Genomic DNA, 18,994 nt, shown 5'->3' with positions numbered 1-18,994 from the left:
TTTTATAATATATTTAAATTTAATTTTAAAATTTAACTTTTAAATAATAGAAAGAAGGGTCATGCGATGAGAAAAATGAAAACTATGGATGGTAATACTGCAGCAGCTCATATATCTTATGCATTTACTGAAGTTACTGCAATATACCCAATCACTCCATCATCACCAATGGCAGAACATGTTGATGAATGGGTTGCGCAAGGAAGAAAGAATATATTTGGACAACCAGTAAGAGTTATGGAAATGCAATCAGAAGCTGGTGCAGCTGGTGCAGTTCATGGATCATTACAATCAGGAGCTTTAACAACTACTTATACAGCTTCTCAAGGTTTATTATTAATGATCCCAAATATGTACAAAATTGCTGGTGAAATGTTACCTGGAGTATTCCATGTATCAGCAAGAGCTTTAGCTACTTCATCATTAAATATCTTTGGAGATCACCAAGATGTTATGGCAGCAAGACAAACTGGTTTTGCAATGCTTGCTGAAGGATCAGTTCAAGAAGTTATGGATTTAGCAGCAGTTGCTCATTTAACAGCTATTAAATCAAGAATTCCATTCTGTAATTTCTTTGATGGTTTCAGAACTTCTCATGAAATACAAAAAATTGAAGTTCTTGAATATGATGAACTAGCTAAATTAGTAGACTGGAATTCAGTTGAAGCTTTCAGAGCTAGAGCATTAAATCCAGATCGTCCTGTAACTAGAGGTACTGCTCAAAATGCAGATATCTATTTCCAAGAAAGAGAATCTGTAAACAAATTCTACGATTCACTTCCAGATGTAGTTGAAGGATACATGGCTGAAATCACTAAATTAACTGGCAGAGAATATCACTGTTTCGATTACTATGGTGCACCAGATGCAGACAGAGTAATAGTAGCAATGGGTTCAGCAACTGATGTATGTGAAGAAACTGTAGATTACTTAAATGCTAACGGACAAAAAGTTGGTGTTGTTAAAGTAAGATTATTCAGACCATTCTCAAATGAAAAATTATTAGCAGCTATTCCAAAAACAGCTAAGAAAATTGCTGTTTTAGATAGAACTAAAGAACCAGGTTCAGCTGGAGAACCATTATACTTAGATGTTAGAAATGCTTTCTTTGGACAAGCTGATGCACCATTAGTTATCGGTGGAAGATTCGGTTTAGGATCAAAAGATCCAAATCCAGGACACATTGCTGCAGTTTATGAAAACTTAGCAAAAGAAGAACCAAAGAACGGATTTACTATAGGTATAGTTGATGATGTTACTAACACTTCATTAGAAGTTCATGAAGATATAGATGCTACTCCAGAAGGAACTACAGCTTGTAAGTTCTGGGGATTAGGATCAGACGGTACTGTTGGAGCTAACAAGAGTGCTATCAAAATCATTGGAGACCATACAGATATGTATGCTCAAGGATACTTCTTCTATGATTCAAAGAAATCAGGTGGAATCACAGTATCTCACTTAAGATTTGGTAAGAAAGCAATAAAATCACCATACTTAATTAACAAAGCTGATTTTGTTTCTTGTTCTAACCAATCATACATCCATAAATATAATGTACTTGATGGATTAAAACCGGGTTCTACTTTCTTATTAAATACTATCTGGACTCCAGAAGATTTAGAAGAAAAATTACCTGCATCATATAAGAGATTTATAGCTAACAACAACATTAAGTTCTACACTTTAAATGCTGTTGCTATTGCTCAAGAAATTGGTCTTGGTGGAAGAATCAACATGATAATGCAATCAGCTTTCTTTAAGTTAGCTAGAATTATCCCTGTTGAAGATGCAATTAAATACTTAAAAGATGCTGTTGTAACTTCTTATGGTAAGAAGGGTGAAAAAGTTGTTAACATGAATAACGCAGCTATCGATAAGGGTGTTGAAGCAATCGTTGAAATCAAAATACCAGAAGCTTGGAAAACAGCTGTAGACGAAGAAACAGCTGATACTAAGAAAAAATCAGATTTCGTTAAGAATATAGTTATTCCAATGAATAGACAAGAAGGAGATTCTCTTCCAGTTTCAACATTTGTAGGAATGGAAGACGGTACATTTGAAGCAGGTACAGCAGCTTTCGAAAAGAGAGGAATTGCTGTAAATGTTCCAGAATGGGATTCAGAAAAATGTATCCAATGTAACCAATGTTCATATGTTTGTCCACATGCTTCAATCAGACCAGTTCTTTTAACTGAAGCTGAAAAGAATGCTGCACCAGATTCATTAACAGCAGTAGCTGCTAAGGGATTAAAGACAGAAGCACCATTATTCTACAACATGGCAGTTGCACCTTTAGACTGCTCAGGATGTGGAAACTGTGCTCAAATATGTCCAGCACCAGGAAAAGCATTAGTTATGAAACCACAAGAAAGTCAACATGACAAGATAGAAGCTTGGGATTATGCAATGGATGTAGTAGAACCAAAAGCTAATCCAATGAACAAGAATACAGTTAAGGGTAGCCAATTTGAGCAACCATTACTTGAGTTCTCAGGAGCTTGTGCTGGTTGTGGAGAAACTCCATATGCTAAGCTTATAACTCAATTATTTGGAGATAGAATGATGATCGCTAATGCAACTGGATGTTCATCAATCTGGGGTGGATCTGCACCTTCAACTCCATACACAACTAACCATAATGGACATGGTCCAGCTTGGGCTAACTCATTATTCGAAGATAATGCTGAATTCGGATTAGGTATGCACCTAGGAGTTAAAGCAATAAGACAAAGAATTGCTGAAAATGCTGAAAAGGCAATAGCTGAAGGAATAGAAGAAGAAGCTAAAGTTGCTCTTCAAGAATGGTTAGATAATGCTCAAGAAGGAAACGGAACTAGAGAAAGAGCTGATAAAGTAGTTGCTGCTTTAGAAAAATCTAATCATGAATTAGCTAAAGTAATCTTAAAAGATAAGGAATACTTAGTTAAGAGATCACAATGGATCTTTGGAGGAGATGGATGGGCTTACGACATCGGATACGGTGGAGTTGACCATGTATTAGCTAGTGGAGAAGATGTAAATATATTTGTATTTGATACAGAAGTTTACTCAAATACTGGAGGTCAATCATCTAAATCTACACCAACTGCTGCAATAGCTAAATTTGCTGCAAGTGGTAAGAGAACTAAGAAGAAAGATCTTGGTATGATGGCTATGACTTACGGTTATGTATATGTAGCACAAGTTAATATGGGAGCTGACAAGAATCAAGCACTTAAGGCTATTGCAGAAGCAGAAGCTTACAAGGGACCATCATTAATCATAGGATATGCTCCATGTATCAACCATGGTATAAGAATTGGTATGGGTAACAGCCAATTAGAAGCTAAGAGAGCTACTGATTGTGGATACTGGTCAATGTATAGATTTAATCCAGAATTAAAGGGAACTAAGAATCCATTTGTATTAGATTCTAAGGAACCAACTGCTGACTTTAAAGAATTCTTAATGGGAGAAGTAAGATACGCTTCACTTGCTAAGGCATTCCCAGAAGCTGCAGATGCTTTATTTGAAAAGACTTATAATGATGCTATGGAAAGATTAGCAGGATACAAAAAATTAGCTGCTCAAGAATAGTAAGTATTGTTGAGAGTTTAAATTAAAAGAGATGATCATTTTTGATCATCTCTTTTTTGAATGCATAAAATTATAAACTTTTTTTCAAGTATGAAAATGTTGATAAAATCTAATGTTAGAGATTTATAATGAAATTGTATACTAAAATTTAGTGTCTCTATCTTTTTTGTATAAGAAATTATATTTTAATTAGATTGAAGATATTATTTTGTGTGCATAAAAAATATAGATAAGTATAATGATAATACAAAGAGAATTATTTGATTAATTTTCATTAATATGAAATATTTTTATTTTAAGGGTTTTAATTTTCTCTATTTAAGGGTAGAATTATTATGGAGATTAAGCAATATAATTTAGACAGGTGTTATACATAAGTCAATACAGTTGTCTATGTATTTTAAAGGAGGAATAAATTTAGTTATGGATAAAGATTTAGAAAAATGTGGATGTGGATGCGAAGAAAATAATGGATGTGGTTGTGGAGACCATGGACATGATCATGAACATGGATGCGGTTGTGGAGGACACGATCACGATCATGAATGTGGATGCGGATGTGGAGATGAAGAAGCTTTTGTTGTAGATTTAGAAGATGATAATGGAAATATAGTTTCATGCCCTATAATTGACGCATTCGAATTTGAAGGAAAAGAATATATATTAGCTCAAAATCCAGAAGAGGATTCAGTTTATCTATTTAGAACTGAGGGAGAAGAACTTGTAGTTCCTGAAGAAGAAGAATTTGATAGAGTATCAACTTACTATCAAGAAGATTTAGCAGGACAAGAATAATAAATATTATTATTTATCAGATAGGTTTTAGCATATTGCTAAAACCTATTTAGGTATATAAAAGAAAATAACAAGTCTCAAATGCTATGATTATTTTTCATCAAGGAAGGAAATCAGATTGACCTTATAGCAAGTCTATTATAGAAATTTGTTGACACAGCTTAGCGAAAAATAGGCTTTGTAGATTGACTCGTTACTTTTTGGAATATGCCTTATTTACAATTTAAACTATAAATGCTATATTTTATTTTATAAAGAAGTGTTTATTTAATATATATGTTGTAATTAGGTTAATATATTTATAATATTTTATATGATTTTTGTAAAAAATTATATTTTAAATTAACGTTATCTAGTTCTAAGTATATGTAGAATAGATTTTCTATATAAGTTCTTCATTATACTAGTAAGTATGTTATTTATAAATATTTTAAGATTTATATTAATAAACAAACTTTTATAGAACTTATAAATTAACTAAAGAAAATATGAAATTTATTAATATTTATAAAATAATGGAGGAGAAGGGAATGGAATTATCTAGAAAGGCTGAAAATATTAATCCATCAATTACGTTGGAAATTACAGCGAAAGCAAAGGAGCTTAAAAATTCAGGGGTAGATGTAGTTAGTTTTGGAGCGGGAGAACCAGACTTTAATACTCCACAAAATATTATTAATGCAGCAATAAAAGCAATGGAAGAAGGAAAGACTAAATATACTCCAGCAGGAGGAATTATAGAATTAAAGGAAACTATATGCGATAAATTTAAAACTGATAATAATTTATTCTATAAACCAAATCAAATAACTATATCAACAGGGGCGAAGCAGTGTTTAGCAAATGTGTTTATGGCAATATTGAACCCTGGTGATGAAGTATTAATACCAATACCATATTGGGTTAGTTATCCTGAACTTGTAAAATTAGCTGATGGAACTCCAGTATTTGTTAAAACATCTAAAGAAAATAACTATAAATATACTTTAGAAGAACTAGAATCTGTTGTTACAGATAAAACAAAAGCTATAATATTAAATAGTCCAAATAACCCAACAGGAACAATTTATCATGAAGAAGAGCTTAGAATAATAGCAGACTTTGCTAAAAAACATGATATACTTATAATTTCAGATGAAATATATGAAAAATTAATATATGATGGTGAAAAACATATAAGTATAGCAAGTTTAAATGAAGATGCATATGATAGAACTATAGTTATAAATGGAGTATCAAAAACTTATGCAATGACTGGATGGAGACTTGGATATGTAGCAGCAAGTGAAAAACTAACAAAACTTATGACTAGTATACAAAGTCATATGACATCAAATGTTAATACAGTAACTCAATATGCAACAATTGAAGCATTAACAGGTCCAAAAGAAAATTTAGAAAAAATGATAAATGAATTTGAAAGTAGAAGAAATTTTATGCTTGATAAGTTAAGTAAGGTAAATGAAGTTTCTATAATAAAACCTAATGGAGCTTTTTATGTAATGGTTAATATAGAAAAATATTTAAATACTACTTTCAAAGAAGAGAAAATAAACAACTCTCTTGATTTTGCTAGAGTTTTATTAGAAGAAGAAAAGGTGGCAGTAATACCTGGATCTGGTTTTGGATTAGATAATTATATAAGATTATCATATGCAACATCTATTGAAATAATAGAAAAAGGAATTGATAGATTATCTATATTCTTAAGTAAAATAAAATAAATTTATATAGCTATTTTGAGTTAAAGAATTTATTTTGGATATAATATTAAAAGATTCTATAAACCTCTTGTTTTAAACATGAGGTTTTTTAAACGAATATATTATATAAAAAATAAATTTTTTAATATAAAAGTATTAATAATAACAATTTAGAATCATATATATATCTTTTAAGTAAGTTATTGCATTTATAATCTTTTATATAAAATTATATCTTTAATTAACAATATTTAGTTAGAATTATATGTTATAAATTTTATATATAAATTTTTAACTATAATGATTAATAATATCATTATAAATATTCTAAGATTTATATTTAATGTAGAAACTTTTATTGGAATTTATATATTTGAAATTATAATTAAAAGGAAAGAGTTTAAATAATGAAAAAAGTAGCAATATTTGATATAGATTATACTATTACTAAAAAGGAAACACTTATGGAGTTTTTTAAGTATTGTGTGAAAAAAGATATTAAAAATATAAAATTTTTACCGAGAGCATTATATTGTGGGGTCATGTATTCAATAAAAGTATATGATGAAAAAATGGTAAAAGAAAAATTCTTAAAATTTATAGATGGTATAGAAGAACAAGATTTAGAAGAACTTGTAGAAGAATTTTATAGTGAAAAATTAACAAGTATTTTATATAATGATGCTATTAATATGATGAAAAAACTAAAGTCAGAAGGATATGATATATATTTAATATCAGCATCACCTGAATTCTATATAAATAAATTTTATAAAATAAAAGAAGTTGATAGAATAATTGGAACTAAGTTTAAGTTCGATAAAGGTAAATTTATAAGACAAATGGATGGTTTTAATTGTAAAGGTGAAGAGAAAGTAAGACGTTTAAAAGAGTTTCTTAAACAGGAAAATATAGAAGTAGACTTCAAAGAATCATATATGTTTTCAGATTCTTTATCAGATAAACCACTTTTAGATTTAGTGGGTAAACCGTATTTGATTAATTATAAAAAGAAGCATGAATTTGAAATCTTAAAATGGAGATAGTTAAACTACTATATAAAAGGGGGAGAGTAGTATGGAATGTATTAATAATTTTTTTATTGAAGATTATAAGATTAAGGAAACAACAATTATAGACGAAAATGAAATAAAGAATAAAATTATATATGAAGTTTTAAGAGTAATACATGGTAAAGCACTTTTTTTAGAAAATCATTTAGTAAGAATGAAAAATTCTTTTAAATTAATAAATTTAGATTATCCTTTAAATGATAAAGAATTAACTAAAAGTATAGAAGAGTTGATAGAAAAAAATAATAAATTAGAAGGAAATATAAAAATAATTTATAATGTAGATACTAAAAAATTAAAGATATTTTTTATAAAACATAATTATCCAACTGAATCTATGTATGAAAATGGTGTTAAAACTATTCTATATTTTGGAGAAAGAGAAAATCCAAATGCCAAAATAGTTAATCGAACTTTTAGGGATAAGGTAAATAACAAAATTAAAGAAGAGAATGCTTATGAAGCTATATTGGTTGACAAAAATGGATATATAACAGAAGGTAGTAAATCCAATATATTTATGATAAAAGATAATATGTTATTAACTTCACCAGTTAGAGCTGTATTACCAGGAGTTACAAGAGGAGAGATAATAGAGTTAGCTATTAAAAATAATATAGAAGTTAAAGAAATGGAATATAAATACTCTGATATAAAAGAGTTAGATGGAATGTTTATATGTGGAACATCACCTAAAGTGCTTCCGATAAATGAGGTTAATAATATAAAATTTAACAAAAATAATGACATTATAAAGAATATAATGAAATATTATAATAAAAAAATTGAAGATTATATTAATAAATATTAGATGGGAAAATAAGTAATATACAATAGTATGTATTAAATTGTTTTACCATGTGTTATACTAAAAAAAACAATTATTTTTATGGGAGTTGAGAGTTATGGGGCTTTTGTTTTCGGGGACTACATTAGATGAATGCTTAAAAAACGCATCTGATGAATTAAAAATTCCTAAGGAATCATTAACATATAAAATTTTAGAACAAAAACATATCTTTTTTAAAAAGCATGTTAAGATAGAGGTTTCACAATATGATACTGTTACTAAAGAAGATGATGTTATTATTGAAACTAAATTAGAAGAGCAAACAAAAGAAGATGAAAATGATATATATATAAAAAGTGAAAAAGGTATAAAAGTAGAGAATGGCAAAATAATAACTACTGACAAAGCTTATTTAGATACAAATTGTGTAACAATACAACCATGTGATGGTATTGATTTATTAATTAATGGGAAAGAATGTACAAGCACTATAGTTATACATTCTGATGATAAAATTGAAACTAAAATTATTAAGAAACATGCAACTAGAAAGGTTGATATATCTATATCAGAAGATAAAATGGAAGCTTATATAACCATTATTTATACACCTGAATATTATCATGAATTAATAGATAAACCGTGCTGTGAGAATCTTGTATTAGAAGTGAAAGAGGTAGAAGGAGAATATCCTCCTAAATATACTTATGATGAATTATTAACAATATTAAAAGAAAAGAGAATTGTATATGGAATAATGAAAGATAACTTAAATGCTATATGTAAAAGTGGAAATTCTGTAGAACATATATTAGTAGCAAAAGGGGAAAAAATCGTAGAAGATATACCAGATAATATACAAGTATTTTTTGAAACAACTAAAAAGAGGATATTAACAAATGAGAATGAGAGAGTAGATTATAGAAATATGTATTCAATCTCAAATGTAAAAGTAGATGATATTTTAGCTGAAAAAGTTGAAGGAAAAGATGGAAAAGATGGTATTGACATCTTTGGAAAAAATGTAAAAAGGATACGAGCTAAGAAAATAGTACTAAAAGCAGGAGAAGGTTGTACATTAAAAGGTAATAAAGTTATAGCATTGATAGAGGGTAGACCATCATGTAAATCTGGAGTATATAGTGTTAATCAAGTATATACTATTAATGATGTTGATATGAAAAGTGGAAATATAAATTTTATAGGTGATGTTGAAATAACTGGCAGTATAAAATATGGTACAGAAGTAAAGTCGGGAAATTCTGTTACTGTTAAAAAAAATGTTGAGGAAGCAAAAATTTCTGCAGGAGGACAAATTACTGTAGAAGCAAATGTATTAAATTCTAAAATAACTTCAGGTTCAGAAGATATTAATAAAAAAAAGCATTTAGAAATATTAAAACAATACGAAACTATAATAGAGGAATTAATTATTGCAGCAAAACAAATAAAAGATAAGAGACTTTTAGGTGATAATAAATGTGATGGTGAAATAATTAAAATATTAATAGAAAATAAATTTAAAAATATTCCACGATTATCTATGCTTATAATAAGTTTTGAGTTGAATGATGGAATAACTGAAAATGCAATGCTTACCTTTATTCGAGAGAAAATTATAGGACTTGGTCCTATTAATATAAAAAATTATTTTGAATTATATGATTTTAAAAAAATGGTAACAACTGAGATAGATACATTATCAGAAGAAATAACAATTCCAACAGATGTATATATAGGTTATGTTCAAGATTCAACAATTGAAGCATCAGGAAGTGTTTTCATAACTGGTAAAGGTCAATATGTATCTAAGATAACAGCATTAAATAATATTGAATTTACTCAAAGTGGCTCTGTATGTAGAGGAGGGATTCTGTGTGCAGGAAATGAAGTGAAATTAAAAACCGTAGGAAGTATAGCAGGAGTGCTTACCAGAATAGAAGTGCCAAGAACAGGTATTATTACGGCAGATATAGCTTATCAGAACACAGTTTTTTGTTTTGGAGAAAAGCAAATAATATTAGATGTAGCTTCTCGTGATGTAAAAGCTTATTTAGGTAAAGATGGTATGATAAATGTTGACAGGTTTTTACTATAGGAGGTAACAATTGTATGGAAAGTAATGAAATAAAAATATTAATATTTAGCTTAAATAATGAACATTATGCTACTGATATAAAGGATGTAGAAAGAATTTTAGGTTATGAAGAACCAACAGTTCTTCCGGAAGCACCTTCTTTTGTAAAAGGAGTAATTAATTATCAGGAAAGCATACTTCCAATAATAAGTTTATCAAGGAAATTTAATTTTGGTGATGATAAAGATAATGATAATAGAAAAATTATAGTTGTAAAACGAGATGATAAAAAATTTGGGATTATTGTAGAAAATGTTTATGAAGTTAAAGATATTGACAATTCTTTAATAGAAGTATCTCCTCCTATTACAGCTACAATATCAAGAACTTATATTAAGGGTTTAATAAGATTAGAGAATAATATAGTAATACTTTTAGATTTAGATAAGATATTATCTTTAGAGGAAGAACAAAGTATATTTTAGGGGGTAAAATGGAGAGTACAGAAGTAAAAGTTGGAATAGCAGATTTAAATTTGGTATTTTCACCAGGTAAAATCATGACCATAGGTTTAGGTTCATGTATAGGAATAGCATTATATGACAAGAATATGAAATTAGCAGGACTATCTCATATAATGCTTCCAGATAGTACTCAGTTTAAAAATGTAACAAACCCAATGAAGTTTGCAGATCTGGCTATTCCTTTATTAATAAAGAAAATGGAAGATAAAGGTTGCAAAAGAAGAAACTTAGTAGCCAAAATTGCTGGTGGGGCGTCTATGTTTAATTTTTCTGATAAAAGTATGGTTGGAGATATAGGAAAAAGAAATGCAGAAGCCGTAAAAAAATCATTAAGTGATATAAGAATTCCTATAATAGCAGAACAGGTTGGAGGAAATAAAGGAAGAACAATGATTGTTGATGCTTCAGATGGTAAAGTTACACTTAAAATTGTTGGTATAGGGATAGTTGAATTGTAAAGAGGTGAGTAATTTGAATAAAATAAAAGTTATTGTTGTTGATGATTCAGCTTTTATGAGAAAATTAATATCAGAAATGATACAAGAACAGGAAGATTTTGATGTTGTAGCTAAATTTAGAAATGGAAAAGAGCTTGTTGAAAAAATAGATCAATATAATCCAGACATTATAACACTAGATTTAGAAATGCCTCAAATGGATGGATTAACCACACTTAAAGAGTTACAAAAAAAATCTGGAAATTATTCAGTAATTATGTTAAGTAGTTTAACATCTCAAGGATCAGAAAAAACTATGGAATGTTTAGAAAATGGAGCAATTGATTTCATAGCTAAACCTTCTGGGAGTATCTCATTAGACATTAAAAAGATTCAGGATAGTCTTATAGAAAAAATTAGGAATATTGCAATAAAGAAAAAGATTATTTTTAACACACCAAAATCTAAGACTGTTTTTGATTCTAAAACCTCTTCAACTAAGTTAACTAATCTATCAAATGATAGTAAAACAAATAAATTGAAAAAAATTGAGCATACTAATTCACTAAATATAAATAATAAAAAGATTGAAGCGATTGTTATAGGTGCATCTACAGGTGGTCCTAAAGCTCTTCAACAGGTATTAACTAAATTTCCATCAAATATAGGAGTACCTATCTTTGTTGTACAACACATGCCACAAGGGTTTACTAAAGCTTTTGCAGAAAGATTAGATAAGCTTTGTAATGTTAAAGTTGTAGAAGCTGATGAAGGAATGAAAATTTTAAGTAATACAATTTATGTTGCAAAAGGTGGATATCATATGACTGTTGGAACAGATGGAAAAATACATCTAAATGAGGAACCAGCAATATGGGGAGTTAGACCAGCAGTAGATAAACTTTTCGACTCAGCTATAAAAGTTTATAGAGGAAATTTAGTATCAGCAGTTTTAACAGGAATGGGCCGAGATGGAGCCCAAGGTACAAGTAACATAAAAGATTATGGTGGAATTACAATATCAGAAGATGAATCAACTTGTACTATTTATGGTATGCCAAAAGCAGCTTTTGAAACTGGAAAAGTGGATTTAGTTTTGCCCCTTAATAATATAGCAGAACAAATAACTAAAATTGTAAAAAAATGTTAGGAGGCTATTATGAATTTTAATGATTTTCATAAATGGGTTCATAAAGAACTAGGAATAAATTTATCTGCGTACAAACCTGATCAACTTAATAGAAGAATAGATAGTTTAATGAGTAGGGTAGGAATAAAATCATTAGATGAATATGCAAAAGCAATAAAATCTAATCCAGAGCAAAAGCAAAAGTTTTTAGATTTTATTACGATAAATGTAACAGAGTTTTTTAGAAACCCTGAATTATTTGATGATTTAGAAAAAAAATTACTTACAGAATTATTACCTAATAATCCGAATTTAAAAATTTGGAGTGCAGCATGTTCGATTGGGTGTGAACCATATACTCTTGGAATGATTTTAAATAAAATAGCTCCAAATGGAAGACATACAATTATTGCAACAGATATTGATAATACTATTTTATCTAAGGCTAAAATTGGGGAATATACTAATAATGAAATGAAAAATGTTAAAAATAATGAATTAAGTAAATATTTTGAGATTAAGGGCGATAAATATTATATAAATAATAAAATTAAGTCTATGGTTACATTTAGAAAGCATGATTTAATTTTAGATAGATATGATAATAATTTTGATTTGATAGTTTGTAGAAATGTTGTTATTTATTTTAATAATGATACTAAGGCTGAAATTTATAAAAAATTTAGTAATTCATTAAAAAAAGGTGGACTTTTATTTGTAGGAGCTACAGAAAGTATTTATAATTATAAAGAATATGGCTTCGAAAAAGCAGCTACCTTTATTTACAAAAAATTATAGGGGGGATAATATTATGGATACATCTCAATATATGACTATGTTTTTAGAAGAATCTTTAGATAATCTTCAAACACTAAATGAGTCACTTTTAGATTTAGAACAGACTCCAGAGGATATTGATAAAGTTAATGAGATATTTAGAGTAGCTCATACAATTAAAGGTATGGCAGCAACAATGGGATTTACAGATGTTGCTGAATTAACTCATAAGATGGAAGATGTATTAGCTAAATTTAGAGATGGCGATTTAAGAGTAACACAAAAAGTTGTAACTGTTTTATTTGACTGTTTAGACACATTAGAAAAAATGATTGATAATATACAATCAGGAATAGAAGATAAAGTTGAAATAGACGACATAATCGAATCTTTAGAGCATATAGCTATAGAAGGAAAAAATGAAAGTCAAGAAGATGATGCAGAAGTTTCATCTGATAATGCAGAAAGTGAATTAAATGATAGTAACTCAGAATTTAAATTAAATCAATATGATTTATCAGTAATTAAACAAGCAAAAGAAAAGTCTTATAATGTTATTGAGATAAAAGTTAAATTAAGTGAGAATACCTTATTAAAATCAGCAAGAGCTTTTTTAATAGTTAAAGATCTTGAAGATCATGGAGAAATATTAAAATCAAATCCTTCAACTGAAGAAATTGAAAATGAAGAGTTTGATTTAGAATTAAGTTTTATATTAGTGACTCATGATTCTATTGAGGAGATAAGTACTTTAGTTAATGGAATTTCAGAAGTTGATAATGTTGAAGTATCAATAATAGAAGTTAATACTGACGAAATTGAGCCTAAAGAAGTTCAAGATAAAGTTAGTAAAGAAACTCAAGATAAAACTTCAAATTCTGATATTGCTTCTCAAAACAAACCAGTTGCTGAAAATAAAATAAAAAAATCAAATTCTGTAAAAAAAGATTCTAAAAAAGCACATCAATCAGTAAGGGTTGATTTGGTTAGAATAGATAATTTGATGAATATGGTATCAGAACTTGTTATTTACAGAACAAGACTTGAACAAATAGTTATTGATCATAAATCACAAGAATTAAATGAAACATTAGAACAAGTTGGAAGAACTACTTCTGATCTTCAAGACTTAGTAATGAAAATCAGAATGTTACCTTTAGATACAGTATTTAATAGATTCCCAAGAATGATAAGAGATGTTTCAATAGAATTAAACAAAGAAATTAATTTTATCATAGAAGGTGCAGAAACAGAATTAGATAGAACTGTTATCGATGAAATTGGAGAGCCATTAATTCATTTATTAAGGAATGCTGCGGATCATGGAATTGAATCTAAAGAGGAAAGAATAGCAGCAGGAAAGAATCCAGTTGGTACAGTAAAATTAGTTGCATATCAAGAAGGAACAAAAGCATTAATTAAAGTCATAGATGATGGTGCTGGAATAAATGTTGAAAAAGTAAAAGCTAAAGCAGAACAAAAAGGTATAAGTACAGATGGATTATCAGATAATGATATTAAGAATTTAATATTTGCTCAAGGATTTAGTACTAATGAAGTAGTAACTGACATATCAGGTAGAGGTGTTGGAATGGATGTTGTTAAAACAAAAATTTCAGCATTAGGTGGTACTGTTGATGTACTAAGTAAAGAAGGGGAAGGATCAACATTTGTAATAAAACTTCCTTTAACATTACAAATAATACAAGCATTACTTGTAAAAGTAGGAGAAGAAACACTTGCTATTTCATTAGGCTTTATAGATAGAGTAATAGATTATAAAGAAGAAAATATAAAGACAAGTAATGGAAGAGAAGTTATTATTTATAGAGATAATGTTATTCCATTAGTAAGATTAAACGAAACTCTAGATATAGAAGCTGGTGAAACTGATAAAAAATTTGTTATAATAGTCAATGTAGGAGATAAAACTATAGGTCTATTAGTAGATTCGTTATTGGGACAGCAAGAAATAGTAATTAAACCATTAGGGGAAACATTAAAAGGATTAGACCAATATATCGGAGCTACAATATTAGGAAATGGATTAGTTACATTGATATTGGATGTAGGTGCGTTATTATAAGTATAATTTTAAAGGAGGTAGAAAATGGGATATACTAATTTCAATAGTATGCAGTTAGATGCTTTAAAAGAAGTATCTAATATTGGAGCTGGAAATGCAGCAACCTCTCTTTCAATGATGATGTCGCAAAAAATAGATATGACAGTACCGGCAGTAAATATTGTAAGGCTTGAAGATGTTATTGAATTAAATAGTGAAGAAGAAGTGGCTGGCATTGTTGTAAGAGCACTTGGAGATATAGCAGGAAATATTCTTTTACTTTTTGATGGTGATAGAGCTAAGCATATTATAGAAAAATTACTAGGAAAGCAAGAAGATATTACAAGTGAACTTGGAAAATCAGTGTTATGTGAGATAGCTAATATAGTTGCAGCGTCTTATATGAATGCTATAGCAAAGTTTACCAATATGCATATTATCCCGTCAGTGCCTGCAGTTGCATATGACATGTTAAGTGCTATATTAACCACAACATTTGCAGAATCTTGTCAATATGATGAAAATATACTTGACATAGAGACAATTTTCTTAGATGATACTCAAGAGGAGATTGGAGCACATTTTTACTATGTGCCTATGCCAGGCTCTTTAGAAAAAATATTAAAATCAATTGGAGTAAATTAATTTTGGAGGTAAGATTTAAATGGCTAAAGTTTTAATTGTAGATGATGCAGCATTCATGAGAATGATGATAAAGGACATATTAGAAAAGAATGATTTTGAAATAGTTGGAGAAGCAAGTAATGGTGCAATTGCTGTAGAAATGTATAAGAAAGAAAAACCGGATGTAGTTACTATGGATATTACAATGCCAGATTTAGATGGAATTGAAGCTGTAAAGCAAATAAGAGCATTTGATCCAAATGCAAAAATAATAATGTGTTCAGCTATGGGTCAACAATCAATGGTTATGGATGCGATAAGAGCTGGTGCAAAAGATTTTATTGTAAAACCATTCCAAGCAGATAGAGTATTGGAAGCAATTAAAAAAGTACTTGGTTAAATTTCAAGTATGTGGGGGTGTACTAAATGCAAATAGTAGTATTTAAGTTAGGAAATGAACATTTTGCAGTAGAAACTGAGAGAGTTCAAAGTATTAATGATATGATGGGAATTACAAGAGTTCCTAAAGCACCTAGTTATATTAAGGGATTAATAAATTTAAGAGGAAGTATAAAATCCCTTGTAGACATAAATTTATTATTAAACGTTAATTCGAGTACTGAGCAAAACAACATAATAATTTTGACTGTTAAGGATGAAGAAATTGGAATATCAGTTGATGAAGTTGATGAAGTATTAGATATAGATGAAAAAAACATACAAAAATTAGAAGATGGAAATGGTCCTGATTATATAAAGGGCATAGTTGATTATAATGATAAACTTTTAACAATAATAAATATTGATAAGTTATTAAATTAATAGTGAAATGAGGGATAAAGAATGGCAGATGTTTTATCACAAAGTGAAATAGATGCCTTGTTATCTGCCTTATCTACAGGGGAATTGGAGCCAGAAGCTGTACCCAAAGAAGAAGAAAAGCATAAGGTAAAACTTTATGACTTTAAGAGTCCGCAAAAGTTCTCAAAAGATCATATAAGAACTCTTGAGTTAATTCATGATAATTTTGCGAGAATAATTTCTAATTACTTAACAGGGCAAATAAGAAAGAATGTTAAAGTTAGAATAGAAACTGTAGAACAGATAACCTATGAGGAATTTATACATTCCGTACAAAACCCTACTATCATCACAATGTTTAAAATGCCCCCTTTAATAGGGACAGTAATATTTGAAACAAATCCTCAATTGTCATTTCAAATAATAGATATTTTGCTTGGGGGTAGTGGAGATAGAAAAGTAGAAAGTAAGGAATTTTCTGAGATTGATAAAAATATAGTAAAACAAATTACAACAGGAATGATAAGCAACTTAAAATTAGCATGGGAAGATATTTTAGATGTTAATCCAGAAGTTGAGGGAATAGAAACTAATCCAGCAATAAACCAAACATTAGCACCTAATGAACCTGTAGCACTTATTACATTCTCAGTAGAGTTTGGAGAACATAGCACCTTTATGAATATGTGTATTCCATATTTAAGTATAGAAAAAGTACTAGATAAATTAGTAGTACAATATTGGTTCCAAAATGATGATGAAGGATTAAGAGCTGAATCAAGAGTTAAAGTAGAAGAGGCTATACAAAAGGTTGATATTGAAATTGTAGCAGAATTAGGATGTACACACTTAATAGTAGATGATTTCCTAAAGTTATCTGAAGGAGATGTTATTAAACTCGATAATAAGAGTTCATCACCGATTAAGGTATATGTAGGGAATGAAGATTGCTATTATGCTAAACCTGGTATAACAGGGAAAAATATGGGTGTTGCTATTTTAGATATAATAGACAAGGAAGTGAAAGAGTATGAGTAATAGTTTTCTATCACAAGATGAAATAAACGCACTTCTAGCAGGAGAACTTGATAATAAAGATGCACAAGAATCACCAACAGCTAGTAAAGCAAGTGAAGTGATAGAGTTGACAGATATTGAAAAAGATTTGTTGGGGGAAATTGGAAATATATCAATGGGCTCAGCATCTACAGCGCTTTATCAAATAATTAATCAAAATGTAAACATAACAACACCTGTAGTTTCTTTGACAACATTAAAAGAGACAAAAGATTCTTTTGAAACACCAAATATTGTTCTAGATGTTGAATATACAGCAGGTATAGTCGGAAGAAACATATTAGTTATGAAAACAGATGATGCGGCAGTAATAGCTAATCTTATGATGGGAGGAAATGGTGAGGTTCCAGAGAATCCAGAGTTATCTGAACTTGAAGTAAGTGCTGTACAAGAAGCTATGAATCAAATGATAGGTTCAGCAGCTACATCTATGGCTACTATGTTTGCAAGAAAGGTAGATATATCTCCACCAACATCAAAGTTATGGAAAGAAAAAGCAGAGCCTATTACAGAAACTTTATTAGAAGATGAGGAAATTGTTAGAGTTTCTTTTAGACTAATTATAGGAGATCTTGTAGATAGTAATATAATGCAAATTTTACCTATGAAAACTGCTAAAAAAATTGTATCAATAATGATGGGTCAAGAAGAGGAAGAAGATAAATCCCAATCTTCGCAATCTACATATGTTGAACAACCGCAAGTAGCTGTTACGAAAGAGAACAGTTCAGATAAAAAACAAGAAAGCAGGGAGGCTTCAACACACCAAATGTATGAAAAGACAATTGTAGAAGCACCAAAAGTAAAACAACAACCAGTGGAAGTGCATTCAGCAACGTTTGAACCATTAGGTCAAAGTGAAGTTTCACAATCACCTAAAAATATAGATTTAATATTAGATGTTCCATTAGATATATCAGTAGTTTTAGGCAGAACTAAAAAGAATATAAAGGATATTTTGAATTTAAGTACTGGATCCTTAATAGAATTAGATAAACTTGCTGAAGAACCAGTTGAAATATTGGTTAATGGAAAGAAAATAGCCTATGGTGAAGTAGTTGTAGTTGATGAAAATTTTGGAGTAAGAATAACTAGTATAGCAAGTAGTGCTGAAAGAATAAGATCATTAAGATAAAATAATAAATAGAGTAAATATAAATAGAGATAAGCTTTATTTGGTATTTAAGTAATAGATACTAAAAGCATATCTCTATTTATATCTACATTTAAATTATAAAAATTCTAATATTTCAATTTAATAAAATATTTTAGGCGAATTAAAAAAATAATAAACCAGTAAAAGCTCTTCTATTATTTATTTTATCTGCCTTAATAGAGATATGAGAAGATTAATATTACTATAATTTAGTAAAAATAGTTTTATCATATCTCTATTTTTGAGTTTAAATTTTATTTTTATATTTATTTAAGTATAATTTTCTTGTAAAATATTAGGTGAATAGTAATATAAAAATATATAGGTATATGATTATTGAAAGATTAAGCTTATATATTTTCTTAAGAATATTTTAATAATAAAAAG

At 28.7% G+C, this 18,994-nt stretch carries 16 protein-coding genes; all 16 read left to right on the top strand.

The annotated features are described in order from the left end of the window. Positions 1-66 precede the first annotated feature (66 nt). The 16 genes from nifJ (at position 67) to fliY (ending at position 18,586) form a co-directional block, all read left to right on the top strand. Positions 67-3,579: a pyruvate:ferredoxin (flavodoxin) oxidoreductase gene (nifJ, locus tag KYD98_RS00715; protein ID WP_219777671.1), complete on the top strand. Its 3,513-nt coding sequence runs from the start codon at positions 67-69 to the stop codon at positions 3,577-3,579. Between the two features lie 423 nt (positions 3,580-4,002). Beyond that, entirely contained in the window at positions 4,003-4,374 is a 372-nt protein-coding gene (locus KYD98_RS00710; protein ID WP_219777670.1) for a DUF1292 domain-containing protein, read from the top strand. A 530-nt stretch (positions 4,375-4,904) separates the two neighbouring features. After that, complete coding sequence (locus tag KYD98_RS00705) at positions 4,905-6,098, top strand: pyridoxal phosphate-dependent aminotransferase (RefSeq protein ID WP_219777669.1); 1,194 nt, start codon at positions 4,905-4,907, stop codon at positions 6,096-6,098. 386 nt (positions 6,099-6,484) lie between these two features. Continuing rightward, the gene (locus tag KYD98_RS00700; protein ID WP_219777668.1) at positions 6,485-7,123 is read left to right on the top strand and encodes an HAD-IB family hydrolase; all 639 of its coding nucleotides are present in this window, start codon (positions 6,485-6,487) and stop codon (positions 7,121-7,123) included. A gap of 31 nt (positions 7,124-7,154) precedes the next feature. After that, entirely contained in the window at positions 7,155-7,961 is an 807-nt protein-coding gene (locus tag KYD98_RS00695; RefSeq protein WP_219777667.1) for an aminotransferase class IV, read from the top strand. Between the two features lie 94 nt (positions 7,962-8,055). After that, complete coding sequence (locus KYD98_RS00690; RefSeq protein WP_219777666.1) at positions 8,056-10,038, top strand: flagellar assembly protein A; 1,983 nt, start codon at positions 8,056-8,058, stop codon at positions 10,036-10,038. A gap of 14 nt (positions 10,039-10,052) precedes the next feature. Continuing rightward, positions 10,053-10,502: a chemotaxis protein CheW gene (locus tag KYD98_RS00685; protein WP_219777665.1), complete on the top strand. Its 450-nt coding sequence runs from the start codon at positions 10,053-10,055 to the stop codon at positions 10,500-10,502. An 8-nt stretch (positions 10,503-10,510) separates the two neighbouring features. Further along, positions 10,511-10,999, top strand: a complete 489-nt coding sequence (locus KYD98_RS00680) for a chemotaxis protein CheD (protein WP_219777664.1) — start codon at positions 10,511-10,513, stop codon at positions 10,997-10,999. Between the two features lie 13 nt (positions 11,000-11,012). Beyond that, entirely contained in the window at positions 11,013-12,128 is a 1,116-nt protein-coding gene (locus tag KYD98_RS00675; protein ID WP_219777663.1) for a protein-glutamate methylesterase/protein-glutamine glutaminase, read from the top strand. A 9-nt stretch (positions 12,129-12,137) separates the two neighbouring features. Beyond that, positions 12,138-12,905: a CheR family methyltransferase gene (locus KYD98_RS00670; protein WP_219777662.1), complete on the top strand. Its 768-nt coding sequence runs from the start codon at positions 12,138-12,140 to the stop codon at positions 12,903-12,905. A 13-nt stretch (positions 12,906-12,918) separates the two neighbouring features. Then, positions 12,919-14,970, top strand: coding sequence for a chemotaxis protein CheA (locus KYD98_RS00665; protein WP_219777661.1), 2,052 nt, complete (start codon positions 12,919-12,921; stop codon positions 14,968-14,970). Positions 14,971-14,994: 24 nt separating this feature from the next. Further along, the gene (locus KYD98_RS00660; protein WP_219777660.1) at positions 14,995-15,594 is read left to right on the top strand and encodes a chemotaxis protein CheC; all 600 of its coding nucleotides are present in this window, start codon (positions 14,995-14,997) and stop codon (positions 15,592-15,594) included. A 19-nt stretch (positions 15,595-15,613) separates the two neighbouring features. After that, positions 15,614-15,973, top strand: coding sequence for a response regulator (locus tag KYD98_RS00655; RefSeq protein ID WP_219777659.1), 360 nt, complete (start codon positions 15,614-15,616; stop codon positions 15,971-15,973). Between the two features lie 26 nt (positions 15,974-15,999). Then, positions 16,000-16,395, top strand: a complete 396-nt coding sequence (locus tag KYD98_RS00650; RefSeq protein ID WP_219777658.1) for a chemotaxis protein CheW — start codon at positions 16,000-16,002, stop codon at positions 16,393-16,395. A 21-nt stretch (positions 16,396-16,416) separates the two neighbouring features. Then, positions 16,417-17,412, top strand: a complete 996-nt coding sequence (gene fliM / locus KYD98_RS00645) for a flagellar motor switch protein FliM (protein ID WP_219777657.1) — start codon at positions 16,417-16,419, stop codon at positions 17,410-17,412. Next, entirely contained in the window at positions 17,405-18,586 is a 1,182-nt protein-coding gene (gene fliY / locus KYD98_RS00640) for a flagellar motor switch phosphatase FliY (RefSeq protein ID WP_219777656.1), read from the top strand. Before fliM ends, fliY begins: the two co-directional genes overlap by 8 nt. Positions 18,587-18,994: the final 408 nt, after the last annotated feature.

Source organism: Clostridium weizhouense (assembly GCF_019431045.1).
In the GTDB taxonomy this organism is placed as follows: domain Bacteria; phylum Bacillota; class Clostridia; order Clostridiales; family Clostridiaceae; genus Clostridium; species Clostridium weizhouense.
This window is presented reverse-complemented; position numbering and strand designations above follow the sequence as displayed.

What these genes read in the sequence shown, in the direction of transcription:
- KYD98_RS00655 (WP_219777659.1), top strand. Translation starts at nt 15,614, where the DNA reads ATGGCTAAAGTTTTAATTGTAGATGATGCAGCATTCATGAGAATGATG.
- fliY (WP_219777656.1), top strand. Translation starts at nt 17,405, where the DNA reads ATGAGTAATAGTTTTCTATCACAAGATGAAATAAACGCACTTCTAGCA.
- KYD98_RS00705 (WP_219777669.1), top strand. Translation starts at nt 4,905, where the DNA reads ATGGAATTATCTAGAAAGGCTGAAAATATTAATCCATCAATTACGTTG.
- KYD98_RS00660 (WP_219777660.1), top strand. Translation starts at nt 14,995, where the DNA reads ATGGGATATACTAATTTCAATAGTATGCAGTTAGATGCTTTAAAAGAA.
- KYD98_RS00700 (WP_219777668.1), top strand. Translation starts at nt 6,485, where the DNA reads ATGAAAAAAGTAGCAATATTTGATATAGATTATACTATTACTAAAAAG.
- nifJ (WP_219777671.1), top strand. Translation starts at nt 67, where the DNA reads ATGAGAAAAATGAAAACTATGGATGGTAATACTGCAGCAGCTCATATA.
- KYD98_RS00670 (WP_219777662.1), top strand. Translation starts at nt 12,138, where the DNA reads ATGAATTTTAATGATTTTCATAAATGGGTTCATAAAGAACTAGGAATA.
- KYD98_RS00665 (WP_219777661.1), top strand. Translation starts at nt 12,919, where the DNA reads ATGGATACATCTCAATATATGACTATGTTTTTAGAAGAATCTTTAGAT.
- KYD98_RS00685 (WP_219777665.1), top strand. Translation starts at nt 10,053, where the DNA reads ATGGAAAGTAATGAAATAAAAATATTAATATTTAGCTTAAATAATGAA.
- KYD98_RS00650 (WP_219777658.1), top strand. Translation starts at nt 16,000, where the DNA reads ATGCAAATAGTAGTATTTAAGTTAGGAAATGAACATTTTGCAGTAGAA.
- KYD98_RS00690 (WP_219777666.1), top strand. Translation starts at nt 8,056, where the DNA reads ATGGGGCTTTTGTTTTCGGGGACTACATTAGATGAATGCTTAAAAAAC.
- KYD98_RS00680 (WP_219777664.1), top strand. Translation starts at nt 10,511, where the DNA reads ATGGAGAGTACAGAAGTAAAAGTTGGAATAGCAGATTTAAATTTGGTA.
- fliM (WP_219777657.1), top strand. Translation starts at nt 16,417, where the DNA reads ATGGCAGATGTTTTATCACAAAGTGAAATAGATGCCTTGTTATCTGCC.
- KYD98_RS00695 (WP_219777667.1), top strand. Translation starts at nt 7,155, where the DNA reads ATGGAATGTATTAATAATTTTTTTATTGAAGATTATAAGATTAAGGAA.
- KYD98_RS00710 (WP_219777670.1), top strand. Translation starts at nt 4,003, where the DNA reads ATGGATAAAGATTTAGAAAAATGTGGATGTGGATGCGAAGAAAATAAT.